Source organism: Achromobacter seleniivolatilans, from assembly GCF_030864005.1.
In the GTDB taxonomy this organism is placed as follows: Bacteria; Pseudomonadota; Gammaproteobacteria; order Burkholderiales; family Burkholderiaceae_B; genus Achromobacter; species Achromobacter seleniivolatilans.
This window is the reverse complement of sequence record NZ_CP132976.1, coordinates 3381354-3407542: the sequence shown is the minus strand read 5'-3', so window position 1 is coordinate 3407542 and position 26189 is coordinate 3381354. Positions and strand designations below refer to the sequence as shown.

Annotated in this window: 26 protein-coding genes; 19 read left to right on the top strand and 7 right to left on the bottom strand. The window is 61.5% G+C overall.

Going from position 1 to position 26189, the window contains the following annotated elements; translation table 11 throughout:
* Positions 1-40: 40 nt before the first annotated feature.
* The 16 genes from rpmF (at position 41) to recO (ending at position 15386) form a co-directional block, all read left to right on the top strand.
* Positions 41-223: a 50S ribosomal protein L32 gene (gene rpmF, locus RAS12_RS15340; RefSeq protein ID WP_006223822.1), complete on the top strand. Its 183-nt coding sequence runs from the start codon at positions 41-43 to the stop codon at positions 221-223.
* 59 nt (positions 224-282) lie between these two features.
* Positions 283-1350: a phosphate acyltransferase PlsX gene (gene plsX / locus RAS12_RS15335; RefSeq protein ID WP_306935540.1), complete on the top strand. Its 1068-nt coding sequence runs from the start codon at positions 283-285 to the stop codon at positions 1348-1350.
* The gene (locus RAS12_RS15330; RefSeq protein ID WP_306935538.1) at positions 1350-2336 is read left to right on the top strand and encodes a beta-ketoacyl-ACP synthase III; all 987 of its coding nucleotides are present in this window, start codon (positions 1350-1352) and stop codon (positions 2334-2336) included. Before plsX ends, RAS12_RS15330 begins: the two co-directional genes overlap by 1 nt.
* Before the next feature lie 94 nt (positions 2337-2430).
* The gene (gene fabD / locus RAS12_RS15325; RefSeq protein ID WP_306935536.1) at positions 2431-3366 is read left to right on the top strand and encodes an ACP S-malonyltransferase; all 936 of its coding nucleotides are present in this window, start codon (positions 2431-2433) and stop codon (positions 3364-3366) included.
* Between the two features lie 4 nt (positions 3367-3370).
* Positions 3371-4123: a 3-oxoacyl-ACP reductase FabG gene (gene fabG, locus RAS12_RS15320; RefSeq protein ID WP_306935535.1), complete on the top strand. Its 753-nt coding sequence runs from the start codon at positions 3371-3373 to the stop codon at positions 4121-4123.
* A gap of 213 nt (positions 4124-4336) precedes the next feature.
* On the top strand, positions 4337-4576 hold the full coding sequence (gene acpP, locus RAS12_RS15315; protein ID WP_005012191.1) for an acyl carrier protein: 240 nt from the start codon (positions 4337-4339) through the stop codon (positions 4574-4576).
* Between the two features lie 189 nt (positions 4577-4765).
* On the top strand, positions 4766-5995 hold the full coding sequence (gene fabF / locus RAS12_RS15310; RefSeq protein ID WP_306935414.1) for a beta-ketoacyl-ACP synthase II: 1230 nt from the start codon (positions 4766-4768) through the stop codon (positions 5993-5995).
* Positions 5996-6487: 492 nt separating this feature from the next.
* Positions 6488-7087, top strand: a complete 600-nt coding sequence (gene rpoE / locus RAS12_RS15305; RefSeq protein WP_006218045.1) for an RNA polymerase sigma factor RpoE — start codon at positions 6488-6490, stop codon at positions 7085-7087.
* A 12-nt stretch (positions 7088-7099) separates the two neighbouring features.
* Positions 7100-7609 (top strand): sigma-E factor negative regulatory protein, encoded by a 510-nt coding sequence (locus tag RAS12_RS15300; protein ID WP_306935399.1) that lies wholly within the window; start codon positions 7100-7102, stop codon positions 7607-7609.
* Positions 7609-8700 carry a MucB/RseB C-terminal domain-containing protein gene (locus RAS12_RS15295; protein ID WP_306935397.1) on the top strand — a complete coding sequence of 364 codons (1092 nt, stop codon included), beginning with the start codon at positions 7609-7611 and terminating at the stop codon, positions 8698-8700. The genes RAS12_RS15300 and RAS12_RS15295 overlap by 1 nt, the downstream gene beginning before the upstream one ends.
* A 109-nt stretch (positions 8701-8809) precedes the next feature.
* Positions 8810-10228, top strand: coding sequence for a DegQ family serine endoprotease (locus RAS12_RS15290; RefSeq protein WP_371321303.1), 1419 nt, complete (start codon positions 8810-8812; stop codon positions 10226-10228).
* A 225-nt stretch (positions 10229-10453) separates the two neighbouring features.
* Positions 10454-12247: a translation elongation factor 4 gene (lepA, locus tag RAS12_RS15285; RefSeq protein WP_306935393.1), complete on the top strand. Its 1794-nt coding sequence runs from the start codon at positions 10454-10456 to the stop codon at positions 12245-12247.
* A 23-nt stretch (positions 12248-12270) separates the two neighbouring features.
* Complete coding sequence (gene lepB / locus RAS12_RS15280; protein ID WP_306935391.1) at positions 12271-13155, top strand: signal peptidase I; 885 nt, start codon at positions 12271-12273, stop codon at positions 13153-13155.
* Between the two features lie 2 nt (positions 13156-13157).
* A complete protein-coding gene (gene rnc / locus RAS12_RS15275) occupies positions 13158-13919 on the top strand; it encodes a ribonuclease III (RefSeq protein WP_306935389.1) in 762 nt (253 codons plus the stop codon).
* Positions 13916-14806 (top strand): GTPase Era, encoded by an 891-nt coding sequence (gene era, locus RAS12_RS15270; RefSeq protein WP_306935387.1) that lies wholly within the window; start codon positions 13916-13918, stop codon positions 14804-14806. Before rnc ends, era begins: the two co-directional genes overlap by 4 nt.
* The gene (recO, locus tag RAS12_RS15265) at positions 14799-15386 is read left to right on the top strand and encodes a DNA repair protein RecO (RefSeq protein WP_306935385.1); all 588 of its coding nucleotides are present in this window, start codon (positions 14799-14801) and stop codon (positions 15384-15386) included. Before era ends, recO begins: the two co-directional genes overlap by 8 nt.
* 16 nt (positions 15387-15402) lie before the next feature.
* Here recO and RAS12_RS15260 read toward each other — a convergent pair whose 3' ends face one another.
* From RAS12_RS15260 to RAS12_RS15235, 6 genes are all read right to left on the bottom strand, one after another.
* Positions 15403-16674, bottom strand: a complete 1272-nt coding sequence (locus RAS12_RS15260; RefSeq protein ID WP_306951465.1) for an NTP/NDP exchange transporter — start codon at positions 16672-16674, stop codon at positions 15403-15405.
* Positions 16675-16707: 33 nt separating this feature from the next.
* Positions 16708-17625 carry an aldo/keto reductase gene (locus tag RAS12_RS15255; RefSeq protein ID WP_306935383.1) on the bottom strand — a complete coding sequence of 306 codons (918 nt, stop codon included), beginning with the start codon at positions 17623-17625 and terminating at the stop codon, positions 16708-16710.
* Between the two features lie 73 nt (positions 17626-17698).
* Positions 17699-18409, bottom strand: coding sequence for a Bax inhibitor-1/YccA family protein (locus RAS12_RS15250; RefSeq protein ID WP_306935381.1), 711 nt, complete (start codon positions 18407-18409; stop codon positions 17699-17701).
* A gap of 124 nt (positions 18410-18533) precedes the next feature.
* Positions 18534-18926 carry a hypothetical protein gene (locus tag RAS12_RS15245; RefSeq protein ID WP_306935380.1) on the bottom strand — a complete coding sequence of 131 codons (393 nt, stop codon included), beginning with the start codon at positions 18924-18926 and terminating at the stop codon, positions 18534-18536.
* 62 nt (positions 18927-18988) lie between these two features.
* Complete coding sequence (locus RAS12_RS15240; protein WP_306935378.1) at positions 18989-19453, bottom strand: DNA polymerase III subunit chi; 465 nt, start codon at positions 19451-19453, stop codon at positions 18989-18991.
* A 22-nt stretch (positions 19454-19475) separates the two neighbouring features.
* The gene (locus RAS12_RS15235; protein ID WP_306935377.1) at positions 19476-20984 is read right to left on the bottom strand and encodes a leucyl aminopeptidase; all 1509 of its coding nucleotides are present in this window, start codon (positions 20982-20984) and stop codon (positions 19476-19478) included.
* Positions 20985-21041: 57 nt separating this feature from the next.
* On the opposite strand from RAS12_RS15235, the gene lptF reads away from it, so the two are divergent.
* On the top strand, positions 21042-22145 hold the full coding sequence (gene lptF / locus RAS12_RS15230) for an LPS export ABC transporter permease LptF (protein ID WP_306935375.1): 1104 nt from the start codon (positions 21042-21044) through the stop codon (positions 22143-22145).
* Positions 22146-22208: 63 nt separating this feature from the next.
* On the opposite strand, the gene RAS12_RS15225 is transcribed toward lptF, so the two are convergent.
* Entirely contained in the window at positions 22209-23129 is a 921-nt protein-coding gene (locus RAS12_RS15225; protein ID WP_306935373.1) for a LysR family transcriptional regulator, read from the bottom strand.
* Positions 23130-23345: 216 nt separating this feature from the next.
* On the opposite strand from RAS12_RS15225, the gene RAS12_RS15220 reads away from it, so the two are divergent.
* Both RAS12_RS15220 and RAS12_RS15215 read left to right on the top strand, forming a co-directional pair.
* Positions 23346-24563, top strand: coding sequence for an ABC transporter substrate-binding protein (locus RAS12_RS15220; protein ID WP_306935370.1), 1218 nt, complete (start codon positions 23346-23348; stop codon positions 24561-24563).
* A gap of 123 nt (positions 24564-24686) precedes the next feature.
* The gene (locus RAS12_RS15215; RefSeq protein ID WP_306935368.1) at positions 24687-26180 is read left to right on the top strand and encodes a CoA-acylating methylmalonate-semialdehyde dehydrogenase; all 1494 of its coding nucleotides are present in this window, start codon (positions 24687-24689) and stop codon (positions 26178-26180) included.
* The last annotated feature ends 9 nt before the right edge of the window (positions 26181-26189 follow it).

The following is a 26189-nucleotide window of genomic DNA, read 5'->3' as shown; positions in this document are numbered from 1 at the left end:
GCCGCATGGCGTACAATGCGCCCCGTTTCTAGGAGTCATCATGGCCGTTCAACAAAACAAGAAGTCCCCCTCCAAGCGCGGTATGCACCGTTCGCATGATTTTCTGGTCAGCCCGTCGACGGCGATCGAGCCGAACACCGGCGAAACGCATCTGCGTCACCACATCAGCCCCAACGGCTTTTATCGTGGCCGCAAGGTCCTGAAGACCAAGGCCGACGAATAAGGCCCCCGGGCCGAACTCGTACTCGGACCAATTCGGCTGCACGCTGATACCTGGCACCCGTGATACGCATCGCCATAGACTGTATGGGCGGAGACTTCGGTCTGCCCGTCACGATTCCGGCTGCGATCGAGTTCGCCCGGCAATTTCCGGATACCCGGCTATTGCTGGTCGGGCTTCCCGACGCGATCGAAGCGGCGCTCTCTGAGCACCGCGGGGTTGCGCGCGACCGTATGGAAATCGTGGCGGCTTCTGAAGTCGTCACCATGGACGACCCTGTCGAGGTCGCCCTGCGCCGCAAAAAAGACTCCTCCATGCGCCTGGCCGCCCAGTCCGTCAAGGACGGGCGCGCCGACGCCTGCGTTTCTGCGGGCAACACCGGCGCCTGGATGGCCATTTCCCGCTACGTGCTCAAAACGCTGGATGGCATAGACCGCCCGGCGATCGCCACGTCCATTCCGAACCAAACGGGCCGCGCTACGACGGTGCTGGACCTTGGTGCGAATGTGGACTGCACGGCCGAGCACCTTTTGCAATTCGCCATCATGGGCGCCGCGCTGTCGCAGGCGGTAGACCATCGCGAGAATCCCACCGTGGGCTTGCTCAACATCGGCGAAGAAGTCATCAAGGGCAATGAGGTTGTCAAAGAAGCCGCCGAGCTTCTGCGCAACAGCCCCTTGAATTTCTACGGCAACGTGGAAGGCAATGACATCTTCAAGGGCACGGTCGACGTCGTCGTTTGCGACGGATTCGTTGGCAACGTCGTGCTCAAGTCGGTTGAAGGGTTGGCGAAGATGCTGTCCAGCGTCATCCGCGAAGAGTTCAAACGCAATCTGATCACGCTGTTGGCCGGCGCGTTGGCCAAGCCGGTTCTGAACCGACTGCGCAACCGTGTCGACAACCGGCGCTATAACGGGGCCGCGTTGCTGGGCCTGCGTGGCGTGGTCATCAAGAGCCATGGCTCCGCGGATGTCTACGCCTACGGTTTTGCGTTGCAACGTGCCCGCGAAGCCGTCGTGAGTAAACTGCTGGAGCGCACCGCTCAAACGGTCGCTCAGATTACCAAGCGCGTTCAATCTGGCGAGGGCAATAACACGCCCGCGCCGAACGTGGCTGGGGACACCGCTTGATGGATACCGCAATGAAATATTCCGTGATCGCGGGCACCGGCAGCTTCTTGCCGGAACGCGTGGTTTCGAATGACGAACTGGCAGCGGAACTGGCGACGCGCGATATCGCTACTTCCGATGAATGGATCGTTGAGCGCACGGGCATCCGTCAGCGCCACCTGGCCGACCGTGGCGTTACGACTAGCCATCTCGCGACCGAGGCTTCGCGCCGCGCGTTGGCGGATGCTGGCGTTGATGCTTCTGAAATCGATCTCATCGTGGTGGCGACGTCCACCCCGGATTTCGTATTTCCCAGCACGGCTTGCCTGGTGCAGGCCAATTTGGGCGCCAAGGGTTCGGCGGCATTCGATGTGCAGGCTGTGTGCAGCGGTTTTGTCTACGCGCTGACCACTGCCGACAGCTTCATTCGCGCCGGCCGCGCTCGTTGCGCATTGGTCATTGGCGCTGAAGTGTTCTCGCGCATCCTCGACTGGAATGACCGAGGCACTTGCGTGCTGTTTGGTGATGGCGCGGGCGCCGTGGTGCTCAAGGCATCCGACAAGCCCGGCATCATCGCCGCGCAATTGCATGCCGACGGCAGCCAGATGAAGATCCTGAGCGCAGCAGGTAATGTCGCCTATGGCGACGTGACCGGCGATCCGTTCTTGCGCATGGATGGACAGGCCGTCTTCAAGCAAGCCGTTACCGTGCTGGATCGCTCCGCACGCGACACGTGCGCAGAAGCCGGCATCGAACTCAGTGACATCGATTGGCTGATCCCTCATCAGGCCAACGTACGCATCCTGAATTTCCTGGCGCGCAAGCTTGCGGTGCCGGTCGAAAAAGTCGTCATTACCGTTGATAGCCACGCCAATACGTCGGCAGCCAGTGTGCCGCTGGCCCTGGATGCCGCACGCCGCGATGGCCGCGTCAAACCGGGCCAACTCATCCTGATGCAAGGCGTAGGCGGCGGATTCACCTGGGGTTCGGTACTCGCCCGCATGTAAGGGTGCGCGCCGGAGGGCGGCGCATGCGCCGGCCCATTCCGTGAAGAGCGCGCCTGACATCCCACACAGACACTGAATCACTCACACGTCACTCATGAAAATCGCTTTTGTCTTTCCCGGCCAAGGTTCGCAAGCTGTTGGCATGCTGGATGCCTGGTCTGGCGTTTCCGCCGTCACCGATACCGTGGCGCAAGCGACGCAGGCCTTGGGCCAGGATCTGGGCGCGCTGATTGCTCAGGGTCCGGTGGAACAGCTCAATCTGACCACCAATACCCAGCCCGCCATGCTGACGGCCGGTGTTGCGGTGTATGCCGCCTGGTGTGCTGCGGGTGGCCGCAAGCCCGACGTGGTGGCCGGACATAGCCTGGGCGAATACGCTGCACTGACTGCCGCAGGGTCGCTCAAGCTTGACGACGCCGTGCGCCTGGTGCGTGTGCGCGCCGATGCCATGCAGGCCGCTGTGCCGGTGGGCACTGGCGGCATGGCTGCCATTCTGGGTCTGGACGACGATGCCGTGCGCGCAGCTTGCGCCGCCGCCGCCCAAGGCGAAATCGTTGAAGCCGTCAATTTCAATGCGCCGGCGCAGGTTGTCATCGCTGGCCACAAGGCCGCTGTTGAGCGTGCTTGCGAACTGGCCAAGGCTGCAGGCGCCAAGCGCGCCTTGCTGCTGCCGGTGTCCGCGCCGTTCCATTCCAGTTTGCTCAAGCCCGCGGCCGACGTGCTGGCTGGCGCGCTGGCTGCTGTGCCGGTGGCCGCGCCTCAAATTCAAGTCATCAATAACGTCGATGTGGCCTCGCCCACGGAGCCCGGGGCAATCCGGGATGCGCTGGTGCGGCAGGCATGGCATCCTGTGCGCTGGGTCGAAACCCTGCGCGCCATGAAGGCGCAAGGTGTCACGCACGTCATCGAATGCGGCCCTGGCAAAGTGCTGGCCGGGCTGACCAAGCGCATCGACCCCGAACTTACTGGTCTGGCTATTACAGATCCGGCTTCGCTGGAAGCCGCGTTGGCCGCCGTGAACGGAAATTAAAGATATGGACAACACCTCGATCGAATTGCAGGGCAAGATCGCGCTGGTGACCGGCGCCACGCGTGGCATTGGCCGCGCCATTGCCCAAGAGCTGGCTGCGCGCGGCGCAACCGTTGTCGGTACTGCGACGTCCGAATCGGGCGCTGCGGCCATCACTGAAGCGCTGGCGCCGTTTGGCGGCCGCGGAGTGGTGCTCAATGTGACCGACGCCGAAGCCTGCGACGCACTGATCGACGCACTGGGCAAGGAAGGCGGCGGTCCGCATATCCTCGTCAATAACGCCGGTATCACGCGTGATACGCTGGCGATGCGCATGAAGGACGACGATTGGTCGGCCGTCTTGGATACCAACCTGACTTCCGTGTTTCGTTTGTCGCGCGCCGTGTTGCGCAGCATGATGAAGGCTCGTTGGGGACGCATCATCAACGTCACTTCGGTCGTGGGTTCCAGCGGTAACGCCGGTCAAGCCAACTACGCTGCGGCCAAGGCCGGTGTGTCTGGCATGTCCCGTGCGCTGGCCCGTGAATTGGGTAGCCGCAACATCACGGTGAACTGTGTTGCTCCCGGCTTCATCGATACCGATATGACGCGTGCGTTGGCTGAAAGCCAGACGACCGCCTTGCTGCAACAGATTCCGCTGGGCCGTTTGGGCTCGCCCGAAGACATCGCCCATGCGGTGGCCTTCTTGTCCGGGCCGCAAGCGGGTTACATTACCGGCACCACCCTGCACGTCAACGGCGGGATGTACATGCAATAAATCACGAATTGCGCGAAGGCGGCCCAGGCCGCCGCGCCATCGCCGGGAGACCAGCGGGGCAGCGCGCAGTTCACCGGAAACGCTGCATACCGGTATTCCTGCCCCCTTATGGGCGACAGAACCAGTGCGCGGTGTTATTTTTGTCACGGTCAGGCGTTGCTTTCCTCTGCGCTTGGCTATAATTCGCGGGATTTTTCCCAATTGGAGATCTGCATGGAAAGCATCGAACAGCGCGTCAAGAAGATCGTCGCTGAACAACTTGGCGTCAACGAAGCCGAGATCAAGAACGAATCCTCCTTCCTTGACGACCTCGGTGCCGATTCGCTCGACATGGTCGAACTGGTCATGGCGCTCGAAGACGAATTCGAGACCGAGATCCCCGACGAAGAGGCCGAAAAGATCACGACCGTTCAACAAGCGATTGACTACATCAATTCGAACGGTAAGCAGTAAGCTCAGCCTATACCTTCTGGTTGCCCGAGATGAATTTCGGGGTTAACCGGGAAACGGGGCGGTTTCAGGAATTTGCCGTGTGGTCCGCGTGCGGGAAGGGCGTCGTAAAGCCCGACCCGCTTTATCGTGGGCTGCACGTGCAGCGCATCCCGAAAGCCGCCTTTCTTTTGTCTGTTTGAGGAGTCATCCGTGAAGCGACGTGTCGTCATCACCGGCCTAGGTATTGTTTCTCCCGTTGGGAACGACCTGACCACCGCTTGGGACAATATCGTCAACGGACGTTCTGGCATCAGCCGTATCACCCGTTTCGATCCCTCGGCTATCACTACGCACATTGCTGGCGAAGTCAAAGACTTCGACATCAGCACCTATATTTCGGCTAAGGAAGCCCGCCAGATGGATACGTTTATCCATTACGGCCTGGCTGCCGGAATGCAGGCTTGGCGCGATTGCGGCCTGGAAGTCACTGAAGCCAATGCGGAGCGCATTGGTGTCATCGTGGGTTCCGGTATCGGCGGTTTGCCCCGCATCGAAGAAACCCAGGTCGAGTACATGGCCAAGGGTCCGCGACGGATTTCTCCGTTCTTCGTGCCGGGTTCGCTGATCAACCTGATCTCCGGTCATTTGTCCATTGCCTACGGCCTGAAGGGCCCCAGCTACGCTGTCGTTTCCGCGTGCACCACCGGCCTGCATTGCATCGGCGACGCTGCGCGTCTGATCGAATACGGCGATGCGGATGTCATGGTGGCGGGCGGCGCTGAGTCGACCGTATCGCCGCTGGGCATTGGTGGTTTTGCTGCCATGCGAGCCCTGTCGACCCGCAACGATGATCCTCAGACGGCCTCGCGTCCCTGGGATCGCGACCGCGATGGTTTCGTGCTGGGTGAAGGCGCCGGCGTTCTGGTGCTGGAAGAGTACGAGCATGCCAAGAAGCGCGGCGCGCGCATTTATGGCGAGCTTGCAGGCTACGGCATGAGCTCGGACGCCCACCACATTACGGCCCCCGATAAGGATGGTCCGCGCCGCGGCGTTATCAACGCCCTGCGTAACGGTGGCCTGAATGCGGACGAAATCCAGTATGTCAACGCGCACGGTACGTCTACGCCTTTGGGCGACAAGAACGAAACCGAAGCGCTGAAGCTGGCTTTCGGCGATCACGCGAAGAAACTGGTGGTCAACTCGACCAAGTCCATGACCGGGCACTTGCTCGGCGCGGCTGGCGGTATCGAGGCCGTGTTCACCACCTTGGCGGTGTACAACCAGGTGTCGCCACCCACGATCAACATCTTCAATCAAGATCCGGAATGTGATCTGGATTACTGCGCCAACGAGGCGCGGCCCATGAAGATCGAGGTCGGCCTGTCCAACTCGTTCGGTTTCGGCGGCACTAACGGCTCCATGGCCGTTCGCCGGGTCTGATTTGGAAGGCACGGTCGCAGGGCGCTGGTCGTTTCGCGTGCCTGTCCGGCGGCCGTGGCGTGTACGCGCGCTTGCCGGTCTGGCGTGGGCCTTTTCGGGGGCCTGCGCGCTGACGGCAGCGCTCTGGATCGGCATGGCATGGGCAGCGGGTGCGGCGATCGCACTGCTGCTTGTGCCTGCCGGGCTGTTACACTCGGCACGGAGCAGCCTGTCCCCTGTATCGGCATTACGTACGGCAACCGGGGCTGGCCGTTGGCAGGTTCGCCAGCCGCAAGGCTGGCAAGACGCAGCGCTGCTAAACCAGCAGCGTGGCGCCCACTGGCTGACGCTGACTCTGCAGCCCTTGCCCACCGGGAGTACGGCCTTTACCAATAGCAAAATCACTCTCACCGTCTGGCAACGGACGTTGCGCCCCGAGTCCTGGCGGCGCCTTTGCCTGCTGACGGGCCCGGCGCAGCACGCGCGCCCGGCGGCCCCCCTGCGGGAGGCGTCATGAGCGAACGCGAAGTCGACGCTGAATTGGTCGCCCGCGTTCAGCGCGGCGACAAAAAGGCATTTGATCTGCTGGTATTGAAGTACCAGCGCAAGATTCTCCGTCTGCTGGCCCGGATGATCCGCGACCCCTCGGAAATCGAAGACGTGGCCCAGGAAGCATTCATCAAGGCTTACCGGGCTTTGCCTCAGTTCCGGGGTGATAGCGCGTTCTACACCTGGTTGTATCGTATCGCCATCAATACGGCACGCAATTGGCTGGCCTCGCAAGGCCGGCGTCCCAGCGCGCCAAATGCGATAGAAACGGAAGACGGTGAAACTTTTAACGAAACCGACAACCTAACCGATATAAGCACGCCGGAATCCATGGTTGCCAGCCGCGAAATCGCCGAGACGGTGAACGCGGCTATCGAGGAATTGCCCGAAGAGTTGCGCACCGCAATTGTCCTGCGTGAAATCGAAGGTATGAGTTACGAAGACATCGCCCAGAGCATGGATTGCCCGATTGGTACGGTGCGCTCCCGCATTTTTCGTGCGCGTGAGGCCATTGCAACCAAATTGCGTCCATTGCTCGGCACCGATGCCGAGCGTCGCTGGTAAGGAGTGGCAGTCATGCAAACAGCAGCCAAGTCCGTTGTAATCCCCGAATCCTCCTGGGAGGAATCGGTTTCCGCCTGGATGGACGGAGAGGATTCCGACGATATTCTTTCTAGTCTGTTGTCCCGAGAAGGACGTCAGACCTGGGACACCTATCACCTGATCGGTGATTCTCTTCGCAATGCCGATCTGGCATTGACGCCCAGCGCGGCCTTCCAGTCGCGCCTGGCGCGGGCGCTGGACGCGGAGTTACCCATTGTGGCGGCGCCCCGGCGCCGCTCGCCGTTGCGCTTTGGCCTGTCCGGCCTGGCGGTAGCGGCAGCCGTGGCGACTGTCGCTTGGGTCGCACAACCGTATCTGACGGGCGCGCCATCCACAGAAGTCCGCGTGCTGGCTGACGCCAGCGGTACTTCCTCCTCTGCCGCCGATGACTCGGGATTGCGCGACTACCTTGAAGCCCATCGCCAGATGGCGGGCCCAAGCGCAGTGCGTCAGGTGTCGTTCGACGTTGGGGCGGGGCGTTGATGGCTTTGGTGCTTCCGACACGTTGGCCGGTGCTGGGACGTGCAGCTTCTTGGCATGCACACCGCGCCGGCTGGTTCGCCGCAACACTCCTGACTGCATTTCTGGCCGCGCACGAACCCGCGCGCGCCGCAGAGGCCGCGCCCGCTGCGCAGGCGGACGATGTGGTCCAGTTGCTATCGCGAATTCAGCAGGCAGCGCGCAAGAACGACTACGCGGGCGTCTTCATGTATCAGCAAGGCGAGACGATTCAGTCTTCGCGCCTTGTGCACGTCATGGATGGCACTGGCGAACGCGAGCGCCTGGAAATTCTGGACGGTCAGCCGCGCGAATATCTGCGCCACAACGAAGACGTGCAGTGCCTGATCCCCGAGCGCAAGACCGTGCTGATCGAACGCCGCCGCGGCGACCGGTTCCCGGGTCTGCTGTTGGGTGATCCGGCTAATCTGACCGAACACTATCAAATTCGCACTGAATCCGCGTTGCATCGCGTGGCTGGCCGCGAGTGCCGGCTGATTACGATTGAACCCCGGGACAAGCTGCGCTACGGCTATCGTTTGTGCGCCGACGTTGAAACCAATTTGCTGCTGAAGGCCCAGACGCTGAACGCCGCGCGTGGTGTGGTCGAGCAAGTGTCGTTTACGTCGTTGCGGCTCGGTTCGGAAGTTGATCCCCAATTGCTGACTTCCCGCTGGAACACGCGCGATTGGAAGGTGCTTGAACCCGCGATGAAGCCGGTGGACCTTGCGGTTCAGGGATGGCGCATTCCAGCGCCCAAGGGCTTCAAGGTGGTCATGCAGGTTGCGCGCTCCATGGGGCACGGCGCTACGGTCAACCAGATGGTGCTGTCTGATGGCTTGGCGGCGATCTCCGTTTTCATCGAACCTTATGATAGTCAGCGCGATCATCGTCCGCCTCATGGCGCGGCGCAGCGCGGCTCGATTACAGTCTATGGCACACGTATTGCGGATTTCTGGCTGACAGCTGTGGGCGAAGTGCCCGTGGCAACGCTGGAACAACTGGCAGAAGCGACAGAGTATGTGCCCGCCGCACCTGCGGCAGCACCGGCTGCCGGAGCGGCTGGGTCCAAGTGACCCGCGCCCGGACAGGCAAGCAGCAATTTCGGAGTAATTTATGAAAGCAATGACGGTGTCGAACGCTTCTTTCCGGCGCTTTCTGGCGGCCATCGCGGCCGGGGCTCTGATGTCCACAGCCTTTGCTCCCGTTGCGCTTGCGCAAACGGAAACGACTGTGACGCTGCCTGATTTCACGAGCATTGTTGAAAAGGCCGATCCTGCGGTCGTCAATATCCGCACCACGGCGACTGTGCCGGTGCGTGGCCCCAGCCCGGGTGGCGGCGGCGACCCTTACGAGCTGTTCCGCTGGTTCTTCGGCCCTGATGCCCAGCCGCCGGGTGGCGGTGGCCCGCAGGCTCCGACTCCGCGCCAGCGTCCGCAGCCTTCGCAGCCGGAAGAACGTACGGTTCCGCGTGGTGTGGGCTCCGGTTTCTTTGTGTCGGCAGACGGTTTCATCCTGACCAACAACCACGTGGTGGTCGACGCGACGGACATTTATGTCACGTTGACCGACGGCCGCGAATTCAAGGCCAAGGTCATAGGCACGGATGAGCGCACCGATGTGGCGCTGATCAAGATTGAAGCCAAGGACATGATCCCGCTGGTCATTGGCGACCCCAAGAAATTGAAGAAAGGGCAGTGGGTGCTGGCTATCGGTTCGCCGTTTGGCCTGGATTCCACGGTTACCTCGGGCATCGTCAGCGCCATTGGCCGTGACACCGGCGAATACTTGCCGTTCATCCAGACGGACGTAGCGGTCAATCCGGGTAACTCCGGCGGCCCGCTGATCAACCTGGCAGGTGAAGTGGTTGGCATCAACTCGCAGATTATTTCGCGTAGCGGCGGCTTCATGGGTATTTCGTTGGCGATTCCCATCGACGAGGCCATGCGCGTGGTCGATCAGTTGCGTGCCACGGGCAAGGTGACGCGCGGGCGTGTCGGCGTGCAGATCGGAGAAGTGGGCAAGGACGTGGCCGAAGCCATCGGCTTGCCCAAGGCCGAAGGCGCGCTGGTCAGCAGCGTGGAAGCCGATGGCCCCGCTGAACAAGCTGGCGTACAGCCTGGCGACGTGATCCTGAAGTTCAATAACGAGCCGATCAAGCGCTGGTCGGATCTGCCGCGCATCGTGGGCGAAACCAAGCCGGGCACCAAGGCCGACATGGAAGTCTGGCGCAAGGGCAAGAGCATGACGCTGTCGGTCAAGGTTGGCGAAATCCCGACCGAGAAGACCGCCGCCGCAGGCAAGAAAGCGGCGCCGGTTCCTGAAGTGACCAACGCATTGGGCCTGGGCGTCGTAGACGTGCCGGCGGACACGCAAAAGAAGCTGCGCATCAAGGGTGGCGTGCAGGTCAAGGTTGCCGAGGGCGCAGCCGCCAAGGCAGGACTGCAGGAAGGGGATATTGTGTTGGCTCTGAACGACACTGATGTCACCGGCTCCAAGCAGTTCGCCGAGCTGGTGGGCAAGCTGGACAAGGGCCGTTCCGCCGGTCTGCTGGTCCGTCGTGGCGAGCAGACACAATGGGTCGCGGTGCCGGCCTCTAAGTAGTCTCGCGCCCCTGTAAAGGGGCGCTTTTTGCTCAGGGCGGCCATGCGGCAAAAAAAAATGCCCAAGACCAGCTAAAATGGTTGGTTGCCGCAAGAGGGGGCGCTGGGCGCCCCTTCGTTTTTGCCCGGGCTTTGCCCGCCAGTGCTCCTCTCGTCAGCCGTGCGTACTCCGGCGGCGGTGTCTTCCGGCAGTGTGCCGAGTGTTCCGTCCCTTATAATTTCAAGCATGCAGCATATTCGCAACTTCTCCATCATTGCCCACATCGATCATGGCAAATCGACCCTGGCCGATCGCCTGATCCAGCGCTGCGGCGGATTGGCGGATCGCGAAATGTCGGCTCAAGTGCTCGACTCCATGGAGATCGAGCGTGAGCGCGGTATTACCATCAAGGCCCAGACTGCGGCGCTGCATTACAAGGCGCAGGATGGCAAGATCTACAACCTGAACCTGATCGATACCCCGGGGCACGTGGACTTCTCTTACGAAGTCAGCCGGTCCCTGTCGGCGTGCGAAGGCGCGCTGCTGGTCGTGGATGCTTCGCAGGGCGTGGAAGCGCAGACGGTCGCCAACTGCTACACCGCTATTGAGCTGGGTGTGGAAGTGCTGCCTGTGCTGAACAAGATGGATCTGCCGCAAGCTGATCCGGAAGGCGCGCGCCAGGAAGTCGAAGACGTGATCGGCATTGATGCTTCACAAGCCGTGCTGGCCAGCGCCAAGACGGGCATGGGCATTGACGAGATCCTGGAATCCATCGTGGCCCGTGTGCCGCAGCCCAAGGGTGACCCCGACGCGCCGTTGCAAGCGCTGGTCATTGACTCGTGGTTCGACAACTACGTGGGCGTCGTGATGCTGGTGCGCATCATCAATGGCGTGTTAAAGCCCAAGGACAAGATTCTGCTGATGGCATCTGGCGCCACTCACCTGTGCGAGCAGACGGGTGTGTTTACGCCGAAGTCGCAGCAACGTCCGCATCTGTCAGCGGGCGAGGTGGGCTTTATCATTGCCGGCATCAAGCAGCTGGATGACGCCAAGGTGGGCGACACCATCACGCTGGCCAACAAACCGGCTGCGTCCGCGCTGCCTGGCTTCAAGGAAGTCAAGCCGCAGGTGTTTGCCGGTCTGTATCCGGTGGAAAGTTCTGAATATGACCAACTGCGCGATTCGCTCGACAAGCTCAAGCTGAACGACTCTGCGCTGATGTTCGAACCGGAAGTCTCGCAAGCCCTGGGCTTCGGTTTCCGTTGCGGCTTTTTGGGCCTCTTGCACATGGAAATTGTGCAAGAACGCCTGGAACGCGAGTTCGACATGGACATCATCACCACCGCGCCGTCGGTGGTGTACGAGGTTCTGCAGCGCGATGGTTCCGTGGTTACCGTGGAAAGTCCGTCGCGCATGCCGGAAGTGGGCAAGATCGAAGACATACGCGAGCCCATCGTGAAGGTCACGCTGTTCATGCCGCAGGACTATGTGGGTCCGGTCATGACGCTGTGCAATAACAAGCGCGGCTCGCAGATCAACATGAGCTATCACGGCCGTCAGGTTCACCTGGTGTACGAGATTCCGCTGGCGGAAATCGTGTTGGACTTCTTCGATAAGCTGAAGTCCGTGTCGCGCGGCTACGCGTCGATGGATTATGAATTCCTGGAATACCGCTCTGCTGATGTGGTGCGCGTAGACCTGCTGATCAACAACGATCGCGTGGACGCGCTGGCAGTGATTGTCCACCGCAGCAATGCGCGTCACCGCGCTCGCGACGTCGTTACGCGCATGCGTGCATTGATTCCGCGTCAGATGTTCGACGTGGTTATTCAGGCTGCCATCGGTGCTGAAATCATCGCGCGTGAAAATGTGAAGGCGTTGCGCAAGAACGTGTTGGCCAAGTGTTATGGCGGCGACATCTCGCGTAAGAAGAAGCTGCTTGAAAAGCAGAAGGCCGGCAAGAAGCGCATGAAGCAGGTGGGTAGCGTTGAAATTCCGCAGGAGGCATTCTTGGCCATTCTGCAAGTGGAAGACAAGTAGAACCAAAAGAAGGCGGTTAGCAGATGAGTTGGAACTTTGCCCTGATTCTGTTTGTTTTGCTGGTTCTGACCGGCATTATCTGGGTGCTTGATCTTGCGGTGCTGCGGCGTGGCCGCGAGCGCCGGGCGCAAGCGGCAATGCAGCAGTACGATGCGGCCCTGATCGGAGACGCTCAGGAAGCCGAGCGTCTGCGTCGTGAAGCAGGTGATGCTGCGCGCCGCGTACCCTGGTGGATCGAATACGCGGTGAGCTTTTTCCCCGTGATCCTGTTCGTGTTCATGCTGCGCTCATTCGTAGTTGAACCGTTCCGTATCCCGTCGGGTTCGATGCTGCCGACGTTGCAGTCCGGCGATCTGATCCTGGTGAACAAGTTCAGCTATGGCTTGCGCTTGCCCGTCATTGACAAGAAGGTCGTTGATATCGGCAAGCCCGCACGCGGCGACGTGTTTGTGTTCCGCTATCCGGTAGACCCGGATGTGGATTACATCAAGCGCGTGGTTGGTCTGCCGGGTGATGAAGTCGCCTATCTGGACAAAAAACTGTACATAAACGGCGAATTGGTGCCGCATGTGCGCGACGGCGACTACTTTGAGCCGGATCGTGTCTCCTATATCGCACAATATAAAGAGAAGTTGGGCGACGTTGAGCACAAAATCCTGCTCGATGAGAACAAGCCGCAAGATTATTCGCCGATGTGGCAATTTCCTAACAGGGAAAACTGCCAATACAGCCGCAATGGGGTACGCTGCAAAGTACCCGAAGGCAGTTATTTCGCCATGGGCGATAATCGGGATAACAGCGCTGACAGCCGGTACTGGGGTTTCGTTCCTGAATCCAATATCGTCGGCCGCGCGTTCTTCATCTGGATGAATTTCAGCGATCTCAGCCGCATTGGCCGGTTCAACTGATTATGTCGCTAGCCACGCTAGAAAACCGACTGGATCACCACTACGGTGATCCAGCCTTGCTTGAACAGGCACTGACGCATCGCAGTCATGGTGCGCGCCACAACGAGCGTTTGGAATTCCTTGGGGATTCCGTGCTGAACTTCGTCGTTGCGGCCATGCTGTTCGAGCGTTATCCCAAAATTGACGAAGGCGATCTGTCGCGGCTGCGGGCCAATCTGGTCAAGCAGGCCTCGCTGGCAGATATCGCCCAGCGCCTGGAACTGTCGCAATACCTGCGGCTGGGCGAAGGCGAATTGAAAAGTGGCGGATTCCGCCGGCCATCGATCCTGGCGGACACGGTTGAAGCGCTGTTTGGCGCTGTATTCCTGGACGCGGGCTTTGAGGCTGCGCGCCGCGTGATCGTGCGTCAGTACCTGCCGGTGCTGGCGTCGGTAGACCCCAAGACGCTGGGCAAGGACGCCAAGACCTTGTTGCAGGAGTTTCTGCAAGGCCGCAAGCTGGCGCTGCCGTTGTATACGGTGGTGGCCACACATGGCGCGGCTCACAGCCAGCAGTTCGAAGTTGAATGCGCCATCCCGGCGCTTGAGATCAAGGTTACGGCGCCCGGCGCCAGCCGCCGCGCCGCCGAGCAATCGGCGGCCAAGCTGGCGTTGGAGGCCGCGTTGGCCGTCAGCCCGGCAACCAAAGCAGCCCGCAAGTCGGGCAAGGCGCGCAAAACCGCGCAATTGTCGCTGCCTGTGGCAGTGGCTCAAGAGACTAAATGAGCGATACCCCTTTTCGTACTGGCTTTGTTGCCATCGTTGGCCGCCCCAATGTGGGCAAGTCCACGCTGACCAACGCCCTGATTGGTTCCAAGATCTCCATCGTGTCGCGCAAGGCGCAGACCACGCGCCACCGTATTCACGGCGTGTTGACGCGCGAGCACGAGCAGTTCGTGTTTGTTGATACCCCCGGATTCCAGACGCGCCACGGCGGCGCGATGAACCGCATGATGAACCGCGTTGTCACGCAGGCCTTGGCCGATGTGGACGTGGTTGTGCACGTGGTGGAAGCCGGCAAATGGTCGGAAGGCGACGCCAAGCTGCTGCCGCTATTGCCCAACCCGGAACGCACGATTCTGGTTGTCTCCAAGATTGACGCGCTGAAGAATCGCGACGAGCTGTTCGCCTTCGTGGCCAAGCTAATGGCCCTGCATCCGTACGGCGCCGTTGTGCCTGTCAGCGCGACAAAGAACCATCAGCTGGATCAATTGCTGGAAGAGATCGCGGTGCGTCTGCCGGAAGGCGAAGCGATGTTCGAAGAGGACACGCTGACCGACCGCCCGATGCGCTTCATCGCTGCCGAACTGGTGCGAGAGAAGATCTTCCGTCTGGTCGGCGACGAGCTGCCGTACAGCTGCACCGTCGTTATCGAGCAATGGGAAGAGACGAACAAGGGCGCGCATATCAACGCCTGCGTTGTGATCGAGCGTGACAGCCACAAGCCCATTCTGTTGGGCACGGGCGGCATGCATATGAAGCGCATCGCCTCGGAGGCGCGGCAGGACATCGCCAAGCTGCTGGACAAACCCGTGCACCTGGAGGTTTACATCAAGGTGCGCAAGGGCTGGTCCGACCGCGAAGGTGCGCTCCGCGATTTGGGTTATGAGTAGACGGGCGCCTCGCGTCCAGGATCGCCCGGGATTTATGTTGCACGCCACCGCGTGGCGTGAAACTTCCCTTATTGTTCAGACTTTCTCGCGCGATCATGGCTGTGTCGCCATGGTTGCGAAGGGCGCGAAGCGCCCGTATTCCGTCCTGCGTCCCGTGTTGTCGGCGTTTCAGCCTTTGCTGTTGTCCTGGACGGGCAATGGTGAGGTCAAAACGCTGACCCGCGCCGAGATCGCGGGCATACGCCCGCTGACGGGCACCGCCCTGATGTCCGCCTGGTACATGAACGAGCTGCTGTTGCGTTTGCTGCCCCGGGAAGACGCCCATCCTTTGCTGTTCGACGCTTACGATATGGCGTTGCAACAGCTGTCGGGCGGCACTCGCGCTGCCGGCGCGCTGCGCCGCTTTGAGTGGACGCTGCTGCGCGAAACTGGTTATGGCATTGATGAAGACGAACCGGATTTCAATGATCCGGTGATCGAACCCGCTTTGCGTCGTGACCTGCGTGAACGCCTGGCGGAAAACCTGGCTGGCCGGCCCTTGTCGACCCGGCGCGTGTTGCTGGACCTGCAACGCATTTAGACCGGCAGGTGTGCCATCACGGTATCTGGTCTATTTTCGTCTTGCGCTGATCCGCGCGGCGACCCAGGCCATAGCCCAACGCGGCTGCACCTAGCGCACACAGCGCGCCCAGCAACGCGATCAGCGCTGCGCCATAGCCCAGCATATCCACCCCTGTCTTGACCCAGCCGCTGGCCGCATCTCCGCCACGGTAGACCACGGTGTCGATCACATTCTTGGTTTTGTATTTGTCTTCCGGCGGGACGGCGGTGAAGAGCATTTCACGGCCCGGGCGGATCAGCGCGTATTCACCGGCCCGGCGCAGGATCATGGCGGCCGCCAGCACGCTGAATACCGGGAAGGCGGCCAGGGCAAGGAACGCTACTGCGACCGCCAGCGGAACCGCCGTCAACAGAAAGCGCAGGCCCAGCTTGGCGGCAACCCGGCCAGTAATGAAAATCTGCGACAGCAAGGCCAGCGCCTGCACCGTGAAATCCAGCGTGCTGAAGACCCGCAGGCGCTGCGCCGTGTCGGGGAAGGTGCTGGCCACCAGCCGTGCCTGTTCCATGTACAGAAAGGTGTTGAGCGTGGCCAGCAAAACCACCAGAAGCGAGATGCCCAGCAGATACGGCGATTGGAATACTCGGGAGATGCCCGCCAGGACTGAACCCTGGATGGGTTGCCGCATGTCGTCCGCCTGGGTATCGTCGCGATGGCTGGCCCGCCAGCGCAGCAGCCACTGCTTGAGCGGCAGCGTGGCCGCCAGCATCAGCGCTGACAGCAATAGCAGTCCGGCAGGTCCCAAAGTGCTGGCCAGAAGGCCGCCCAGCAAAGGTCCGCACAGTCCGCCCGTGCTGGCGCCCGCTGCGATCAAGGCAAACAGGCGTTTGGCGGACTCCATTCGGAACACGTCGGCCATCAGGCTCCAGGCGATGGACACGACGAACAGATTGAATACCGAGAGCCATACATAGAAGCTGCGGGCGGCCCAGACGCTGCCGGGGCGCAGATAGAGCAGGGCGGCAAAACCCGCCATGGTCAGCGCAAAGATCGCGTAGACCCAGGTGACCAGCGTGTCGCGCGGCACTCTGGCGGACAACCAGCCAAATAGCGGCACGACAGCCAGCGTCGCGACGAATGTGGCCGTGAACAGCCATTGCAGCTGGTTTACGCCTGCCTGTATGCCCATCGTCTCGCGGATGGGCCGCAGCATGAAATAACCGCAGAACAAAAAGAAGAAGAATGCGAAGCCACAGGCGGCTGGCGCGAGTTCTTCGGCGCGGATGCCCAGCGCCTGTGCCGCGCGCATGCGCAGAGGGGGCTGGGCGGTGTCGGCCACGGTTCAGGCCAGCAACGAGGCGATGCGTTCGCGTAGCGCAGCGTCAGGCTGTCGCCCAAATCCCGCCAGTACGTTGTCGGTCATATTGGCGGGTTTGGATGTGGCGGGAATCACCGCGGTGACGGCCGGGTGTCCGATGATGAATTTCAGAAAGAGCTGCGCCCATGAGGTGCAGCCGATTTCAGCCGCCAAGGCGGGCAGGGGCTTGCCCTTTACCTGGCGGAACAGGGCGCCGTCTTGAAACGGGCGGTTGATCAGCACCGCGACGCCGTTAGCCTGGCACGCAGGCAGCAAGCGCTTTTCGGCGCTGCGAGCGCCCACCGAAAGATTGACCTGGAGAAAGTCGGGTTTCTCGCGCTCGACCAGTTCGGTAAGCTCGTCATGCGCATAATCGGTGTAGTGCGTGATGCCGATGTAACGGGTGATACCTTGCTGCTTCAGTTCCCGCAACAGTGCCAGTTGGTTGCGGGTGTCGATCAGGTTGTGGATCTGGATCAGATCAAGCTTGTCGCTACCCAACCGCTTCTGTGATTGCCGCACTTGATCCATGGCGGATTCGCGGCCTTGCGTGCCGATCTTGGTCGCCAGAAAGTATTGATCGCGCATGCCGCCATTGCGGGCCAGCAGCGATCCAACGACCGCCTCGGCCTGACCATAGCTGGGCGCGGTGTCGATCAGATACCCGCCTTCTTTTGTGAAGATGTCCAGCACTTGGGCCAGCGGCTCCATCGCTGGGGCGTCGCCCGGTGAAACATTGAACGTATCTGCTGTACCCAGGCCGATGACGGGAATCTGTTCGCCCGACGCAGGAATGGCGCGGCTCAACATGGACTGTTTGATGCTTAACGCGCGTGCCGTGCCCACGGAACCCAGCAGCGCGGCGCAGGTGGCGGTCTGGAGAAAGCGGCGGCGATCAGACATGGCGCAGGGCGCTCCAAAGAAAAAAGGCCTACAGGTGAATGTAGGCCTTTTGAACAGGTCTAGCGACCAGCGATTACTCGCGGTTGCCGCCGAAGATGCCCAGCAGCATCAGCAGGTTCGAGAAGACGTTGTAGACGTCCAGGTAGATGGCCAGGGTGGCGGACACGTAGTTGGTCTCGCCGCCGTTGACGACGCGTTGCAGGTCAACCAGCATAAAAGCCGAGAACACCACGATAGCCATGACCGAGATGGTCAGCATCAGGGCGGGCAGTTGCAGGAAGATGTTGGCCAGGGCCGCCACCAAAATCACGACGGCGCCGATGAACAGGAATTTCTGCATCCCGGACAGATCGCGCTTGATGGTCGTGGCCAGCGTGGCCATCGTGCCGAACACGACTGCCGTGCCGCCGAAGGCCATCATGACCAACTGCGAACCGTTGCTCATGCCCATCACGAAGCCGAGCAGGCGCGACAGCATGATGCCCATGAAGAACGTGAAGGCCAGCAGCAGAACCACGCCCATCGAGTTGTTCTTGTTCTTTTCGATCGCGAACATCATGCCGAACGCGCCCACCAGGAACACGATGGCAGACAGGCCGGGGCTTGCGCCCATGACGCGGTTGATGCCGGTGTAGAGGCCGACTGCGGCGCCCAGGACCGTGGGGATCAGCGACAGCGCCAAGAGCCAATAGGTGTTGCGCAGGACCTGGTTGCGAGCGACCTCGCCCGGCGCGCCGGCAGCAGCGCCGGAACGGTTAAAAGGGGACGGACGATATTCGTTCATAGAGAACTCCTGTGTACGGCAAAAATATTGATTGCCTAGAAGGCTTAGATGTGAAGGATACCTTACAGTTCCCTGAAGAATCCACTTTTTAGAAGCTTTAGGCTCGATGCGGAAGGCGGGCGCGTCAACCTTGGCGCACATCCCGCAGCACTCGGGCAACGATACCCGGTAATTCGGCATCCATGCGAGTTTGTATCTGGTCGATGGCGTCGGCCAGGGCGTCCCGCATGAGCTGTTCAACCTCGGCCTGTAGGCGGGCGGTCAGCACCGCCGCATCCGGCAAGGCAGAGGGCGCCGCCTGTATAGGAGCGGCATCCGATTCCGTGTCGGACTCATCATCACTGTCGGCCACGTCCGTCAACAGCGGGAATGCGTCATCAGCGTACGCCGGTTCGGGGTCGCTGGCCAATTCCGTCAGCAAAGGCGCGGGCGCCTCGTCAGCAGGCAGCGGATACAGAGACGGCTCGGCTCGCTGCGTCAGCGTGGGGATGCCAGGATCGTTGGGGCGAGAGGGCATGGGGGCTCCCGTATATCGAAGGGCGTGGCGGGCAATGCGCCCGCCAAGGTCGGGTATGGCGGTCAGTCCCCAGAGGGCTGGCGGCTGAGGTCGTGGCTCAGGGGCGTATGGCCGGCGGTCTGGTAGACCCGCCAACGCTGGCGCGCGGCCTGCTTGTCATCCGGGTCGTCTGACACGATTTCCAGCACGCGCTCGAAGGTGTCAAAGCTCGGCGGGCAGTCGCTGTCCAGATTCAGCAGCCACAGCGCGGGCTGACCGGCTTGCGCCTGCGCTGCCTGCGCCGCTTGTTGCGGGTTGCCTGCGGTCAACACCACTGGCGTTTCAGGCGCCAGCGGGTCATTTGCCAGCACGTGCGGCACAAACGACGTGTCGTCGAATGCCCAGAGCATGCGGTCAAACGCGGCCAGGCGGGAGCCGTCTTTACAGTACACCACCAGCCGCTGCCCCGCCAGAACGCGCTTGCGCACGACCTGGCAGGCCATGCGCAAGCGGTCGGGCGCGCCGAAGGCGAAGTCGATCCGCGTCATGCCCGGTTCCGTTGCAAGCGCTTCAAACCTGATCCAGCAGGTATTGCATCAGCATAGGCACGGGACGGCCGGTGGCGCCCTTGTCCTTGCCGCCGCGCCAGGCGGTGCCTGCGATGTCCAGGTGAGCCCAGGGGTAGGCCTTGGTGAAGCGCGACAGGAAGCACGCTGCGGTGACCGCGCCGGCCGGGGGGCCGCCGATGTTGGCCAGGTCAGCGAAGTTGGACTTGAGCTGTTCCTGGTAAGCGTCGTCCATCGGCATGCGCCATGCGGTGTCCAGCGACTGGCGTCCGGCGGCCGACAGCGCGTCGGCCAGGGCGTCGTCCTTGGAGAACAGGCCGCTGTTGACGTTGCCCAAAGCCACGACGCAAGCGCCGGTCAGAGTGGCGATGTCGATGACGGCCGAAGGCTTGAAGCGTTCAGCGTAGGTCAGCGCGTCGCACAGGACCAGGCGGCCTTCGGCGTCGGTGTTCAGAATTTCGATGGTCAGGCCGGCCATGCTGGTGACGACGTCGCCCGGCTTGTTGGCCGTGCCGCTCGGCAGGTTTTCGCAAGCCGGGATCAAGCCTACGACGTCCAGCGGCAGTTCCAGTTCCGCCAAAGCGCGGAAGGAACCCAGCACGCTGGCGGCGCCGCACATGTCGTACTTCATTTCGTCCATGGTGGCGGCGGGCTTGAGCGAGATGCCGCCTGCGTCAAAGGTAATGCCCTTGCCGACCAGCACGATGGGGCCCTGGGCCGCCTTGGCGCCTTTCTTGACGGCCTTGGCGCCCGCATGGCGCAGCACGATGAAGCGCAGCGCTTCTTCGGAGCCGCGGGCAACTGAGAGGAACGAACCCATGCCCAGCGCTTCGACCTGCTTTCTGTCCAGCACTTCGACTTTCAGCGACTTGAATTCGCGGGCCAGACGTTTGGCGGTGTCGCCCAGGTAGGTGGGCGTGCAGATATTGCCTGGCAGGTTGCCCAGCGTGCGAGTCAATTCCATGCCGTTGGCGATTGCGGCGCCCTCGCGCAAGCCCTTTTGGGCCTGGCTGGCGTCTGCGCGTTCGACGACCTGGGTAATTTTCTTCAGCTTGGGGCGAGCGTCGCGGTCGGGTTTGCCGAAGCTGGCGTCGTAATGATAGGTGGCATTGCCGGCCGAGATCGCGGCGCAGCGGGCGCGGGCGATGACCGGCACGTCTGCGATCGGGTTGGCGGCAAGCGTGGACACGCCTTCGGTGAGCTGCGCGGCAACGCAGACCGAGGCGAAAGCCTGTTCGGCGGACGCGTGGGTGCGGGCGGAATATTCGTCTTGTTTGCCCAGCCCAACCAGCACTACGCGCTGGGCGGCGACCCCGGGCAACGTGCGCAGGGTCAGGGTGGAACCGGCGCGGCCGCGGAACTCGGCCTTGACCACGGAGCGGACGACGCCATTGGAGGCGCGGTCGATAAGATCGGCGGCGGGGCTCAACACGCCATCCGCGTACACGCCGACAGCCAGGGCGGCGGTTTTAACTTGGTGCAGGGAAGCAGTGGTCTGTGTGCTAAATTCCATGAGGGTTTCCCGTGTGCGTCTGTGTATGATGCGGTCGATTATCCCGCATATTCTCCCATGTCTCTATTTAAACGCTCTGTCGTCAGCGAGATCACCAGTCACGCTGGCGTTGTCTTTTCCACGTTGCTCGTCGTGTGGCTCAGCGTGCTTCTTGTGCGCCTCCTCGGTGAAGCCGCGGGCGGCAACATCGGAGCCGACGTCGTGTTGGTGCTGGCCGCCTTGTCGACCATCACCGCATTGCCCACCATTCTGGCCGTCTCCATCTTCATCGCGGTGCTGACGACCGTTACGCGCAATTACCGTGAATCCGAAATGGTCGTGTGGTTCGCCAGCGGCCTGTCGCTGGCCGACTGGCTGAAACCCGTGCTGCGCGTGGCGGTTCCCGTTGCTGCTGCGGTGGCGGGTTTGACGCTGGTTGCCGCGCCTTGGGCGTACCGCCAGATCGGCGAATACCACGAACGCTTCGAACAGCGGTCCGACCTGTCCAAGGTGACGGCAGGGCAGTTTGCCGAATCTGCGGGCGGTAACCGCGTGTTCTTCTCAGAAGACCCCGTCACGCCCACCGACGAGCTCGGCAACGTGTTCGCGCGCGAGGTGGGTCCTGAATGGTTGAGCGTCTTAAGCGCCAGCAGCGCCCATAGCGAAACCTTGCCCAACGGCGATCGTTTCCTGGTGCTTGGCGCGGGCCATCGCTATGACCTGAAACCGGGCACGCCCGAGATCCGGCTGGTGCACTTTGACAAGTACGGACTGCGTCTGGAAAGCAAGGCAGGCGAAGATCCGGTCGCAGAAGCCCGCGCCGCGGCGGAGCGTTCGGCCAAGGCGCGTACGACGACGCAGCTGATGGATGACAACACCGACAGCAGCTGGTCGCAAGTGATGTGGCGGGTGTCGTTGCCGCTGGCGGCCTTGAATCTGGCGCTGCTGGCAATACCTCTTGGCGCCGTGAATCCGCGTTTGGGCCGTTCGGGCGATCTGTTGATCGCGGGCCTGGTCGGCTTGCTCTATATGAATATGATCAATCTGTCGCGTGCCTGGATTTCCAGCGGCAAGCTCAGTTTTGGCGTGGGCGTATGGGCAATCCACGGGGCGGTGGCAATATTGACTGTCTTCCTGCTGATGCGGCGCTTGCGCGTGAAGGCCCCCAAGAACAACGCTTAAAGCGCGATGCGCAGCCCGGCCATGTCTACCGGCCGGGCCTGCCTTCCTGTGTAGCGCTTCAAGCTATGGCAGGTATTTCATCGTGCCGCGTTTGCCGGCCAGCAAGTCGGCGTTCTTCAACACTGACTTGCGGATGAACTCCCACAGAACCGTCACGCGCTTAAGTTTGCGCAGGTCTTCGTGGCAGTACATCCAGAATGAACGGGTGATTTCGATTTCGTTCTCCAGCACCGGTTTCAGCCTTGGGTCTTGCGCTGCAATGAAGCAGGGCAGGATGGCCAGCGATTGCCCCTGCAAGGCGGCGTGGTACTGCGCGACCACGCTGGTGCTGCGCAACACCACGTTGCTCGCGGGCAGCAGGTCTTCCAGATAGCGCAGGCGCTCGCTGAACAATAATTCGTCGACATAGCCAATGAAGGTGTGGCTGCTCAGGTCCGCACGGGACACGATCGGCGCATGACGCGCCAGATAACCCGGTGTGCCATATAGCCGCAAGGTGTAGTCGCACAGTTTGCTGCACACATAGGGGCCGCGCTGAGGGCGTTCTATGGTGATGGCCAGATCGGCCTCGCGCTTGGACAGACTGACAAATCGAGGCACCGGCAGGATATCCAGCGTGATGTGCGGATAGCGCCGCTGGAAGTCGGCGGCAAGCGGCGTCAGAACATAGCTGCCGAAGCCTTCGGTCGCGCCAATGCGCAGATGGCCCGATAGGGCCTGACCAATACCCGACAGGTTTTCGCGGGCGGTGTGCACCGTGCTTTCCATTTGCTCTGCGTGTACGAACAGGCGCTGGCCGTCGTCGGTCAGAACAAAACCCGCGCTGCGCGACTTCTCGAACAGCAAGGTGTCCAGCTCGGTTTCCAGTGCGCGAATCCGGCGCGATACGGTGGTGTGTTCGACCCCGAGTTTGCGCGCTGCCGCGCTGACCCGCTGAGTGCGGGCCACTTCCAGAAAATATCGCAGGCTGTCCCAATCAAGCACGATTCGGCTCTCCTGGCCCTCTGCGGCGGGCCGCGAGAAGGCCAAATTTCAATGTGCATTAATGCACAAGGAATGTGCATTTCTAGTGTTGCTTGTTAATTTTCACACATCTACACTGGGTCGGCAGGCCTCAGGGCAATGCCCTGGGTGTCGCAGGCCGCAAAGACGGCGCAGTAACGCTAGTTCGACAGCGAATAAAACTCAGGAGACAAATCCATGAAATTGCATGCACGCGGGCTCGCCGCAGGCTTGTGTCTGGGCGCAGCATTGGTCAGCCAGGCCTTTGCGGCCGACAAACCACCAGTGAAGATCGGCATTTTGACGGACATGTCCGGCACCTATGCGGCCATGGGGGGCGCGGGGTCGGTGGCTGCGGCGCAATTGGCGATCGATGATTGCCTGGCGGCGGAATGCAAGGGCATGAAGATCGAACTGGTGTCGGCCGACAACCAGAACAAGGCAGACGTTGGCGCCGCAAAGGCACGCGAATGGTTTGACCGCGACGGCGTGACGGCCATTGCTGACTTGACCAATTCGGCCGTGGCGCTTGCCGTGCAGGGCATTGCACGGGAAAAGAACAAAGTCGTGATGTTCTCTGGGCCTGCCACGACGGCGCTGACGAACAAAGAATGCTCGCCCGTCGGCTTCCACTGGATGTTCGATACCTATTCGCAGTCTGCGGGTGGCGCCAAGGCCACGGTGCGTTCTGGCGGCAAATCGTGGTTCTTCATTACCGTGGACTACGCGTTTGGCCATTCGCTGGAAGCGGATACGGTCAAAGCCGTTAAGGCGCTGGGCGGCACGGTCACAGGCAGCGTGCGCCATCCTTTGAACGCGCCGGATTTTGCGTCTTATCTGTTGCAGGCGCAGAGCTCCAAGGCACAGGTGGTGGCGTTGGCCAACGGCGGCCAAGACACCGTCAATGCGGTCAAGCAAGCGCGCGAGTTTGGCATTGTAGCTGGCGGCCAGCGTCTGGTGTCGCTGCTGATCTTCCTGTCGGACCTGCGTGCGTTGGGGCTGGAAAATGCCCAAGGCCTGTCGTACGTGGACGGTTTCTACTGGGACTATGACGATGCGTCGCGGCAATGGTCCGGGCGCTTCGAAAAGGCCTTCCGTGGCTTAAAACCCACGATGACGCAGGCAGGCGTGTACTCCAGCGTGCTGCATTACCTGCGTTCTGTTGCCGCATCCAGCAGCACCGACGGCAAGGTGGTGGCGGACAAGATGCGTGAACTGCCGATTAAGGATTCGATCATGCGCAATGCGTCGATCCGTCCGGACGGCCGTGTGATCCACGACATGTACCTGTACGAAGTAAAGAAGCCCGCGGAATCCAAGGGCGGCTGGGACTATTCCACGCTGGTGGCGACCATCCCGGCCGCCGAAGCCTTCCAGCCCTTGGCCGATTCAAGCTGCCCGCTGGTGAAGAAGTAAGGCTAGCCAAGACAGGTTGACCAAGACTGGCGCTCCGGCCGGACCCTTGTCCGGTGGGGCGCTGAAAAAAATCATGAACGCGGATTTTCATCCGCATCGACTACGCAGTGTGAGGAGCATCAAATGAGTGAAGTCCCCCGCGTTCCGCTATTGATCGGCGGCAAGCTCGTGCAGTCCAAAACCACCGAATGGCGAGACGTGATCAACCCCGCCACCCAGGAGGTCGTTGCCCAGGTGCCCTTCGCGACACGCGAAGAATTGGACCTGGCCGTCTCCAACGCCAAGGAAGCCTTCAAGACCTGGCGCAATAGCGGGCAGGGCACGCGCATGCGCGTCATGCTGAAGTTCCAGGAACTGCTGCGCGCCAACACCGGCAAGCTCGCCGAGATGATTACCCGTGAGCACGGCAAGACCTTGCCGGACGCCGAGGGTGAGATTGGCCGTGGCCTGGAAGTGGTCGAACACGCGTGCTCGATCGCCAATCTGCAATTGGGCGAGTACGCCGAGAATGCCGCTTCCGGCATTGACGTCTACACGCTGATTCAGCCGCTGGGTGTGTGCGCGGGCATTACCGCGTTCAACTTCCCGGTGATGCTGCCGTGCTTCATGTTTCCGATTGCCGTGGCCTGCGGCAACAGCTTCATTCTGAAGCCTTCTGAACAGGACCCGACCGCGTCGCTGTTCCTGGCCGAATTGGCTTTGGAAGCCGGCCTGCCTCCGGGCGTGCTGAACGTGGTGCATGGCGGTCCCGACACCGCCAATGGCTTGTGCGAGCACCCCGACATCAAGGCGGTGTCGTTCATTGGTTCGACCCGTGTAGGCACCGAGATCTACAACCGCGCATCCAAGGCGGGCAAACGCTGCCAGTCCATGATGGGTGCAAAGAACCACTGCGTCATCCTGCCGGACGCCGATCCGGAAGTCGCGCTGAATCAGCTGGTTGGCGCTGCGTTCGGCGCGGCCGGTCAGCGTTGCATGGCCTCGTCCGTGGCTGTTCTGGTGGGCGATGCGCGTAACTGGCTGGCCGACTTTGTCGAGCGCTCCAAGAAGCTCAAGGTCAATTCCGGCACCGACCGCGAAGCCGACCTGGGCCCGCTGGTGTCGCCCAACGCCAAGAAGCGTGTTGAAAGCCTGATTCAGAAGGGTGTGGATGAAGGCGCCAAGCTGCTGCTGGACGGCCGCAACCTCAAGGTGTCGGGCTTTGAGCAGGGCAACTTCGTAGGACCGACGATTTTTGACGGCGTGGACGAAAACATGACCATCTACACCGAAGAAATCTTCGGACCGGTCCTGTGCTGCGTTGGCGTGGAAACGCTGGAAGATGCCGTGGCATTCATCAACCGCAATCCCAATGGCAATGGCGTGGCCCTGTTCACACAGGACGGCGGCGCGGCGCGCTACTTCCAGAACAACATTGACGTAGGCCAAGTGGGTATCAACGTGCCGATTCCCGTGCCGGTTGCGTGGTTCAGCTTCACTGGCTCGCGCGGCTCCAAGCTGGGCGATCTGGGCCCCAATGGCAAGCAGGCAGTCCAGTTCTGGACGCAAACCAAGACGGTGACTGCACGTTGGTCTGCCCACGCCAAGACCGTCAACACCACGATCTCGATGCGCTGAAAGGGGGAC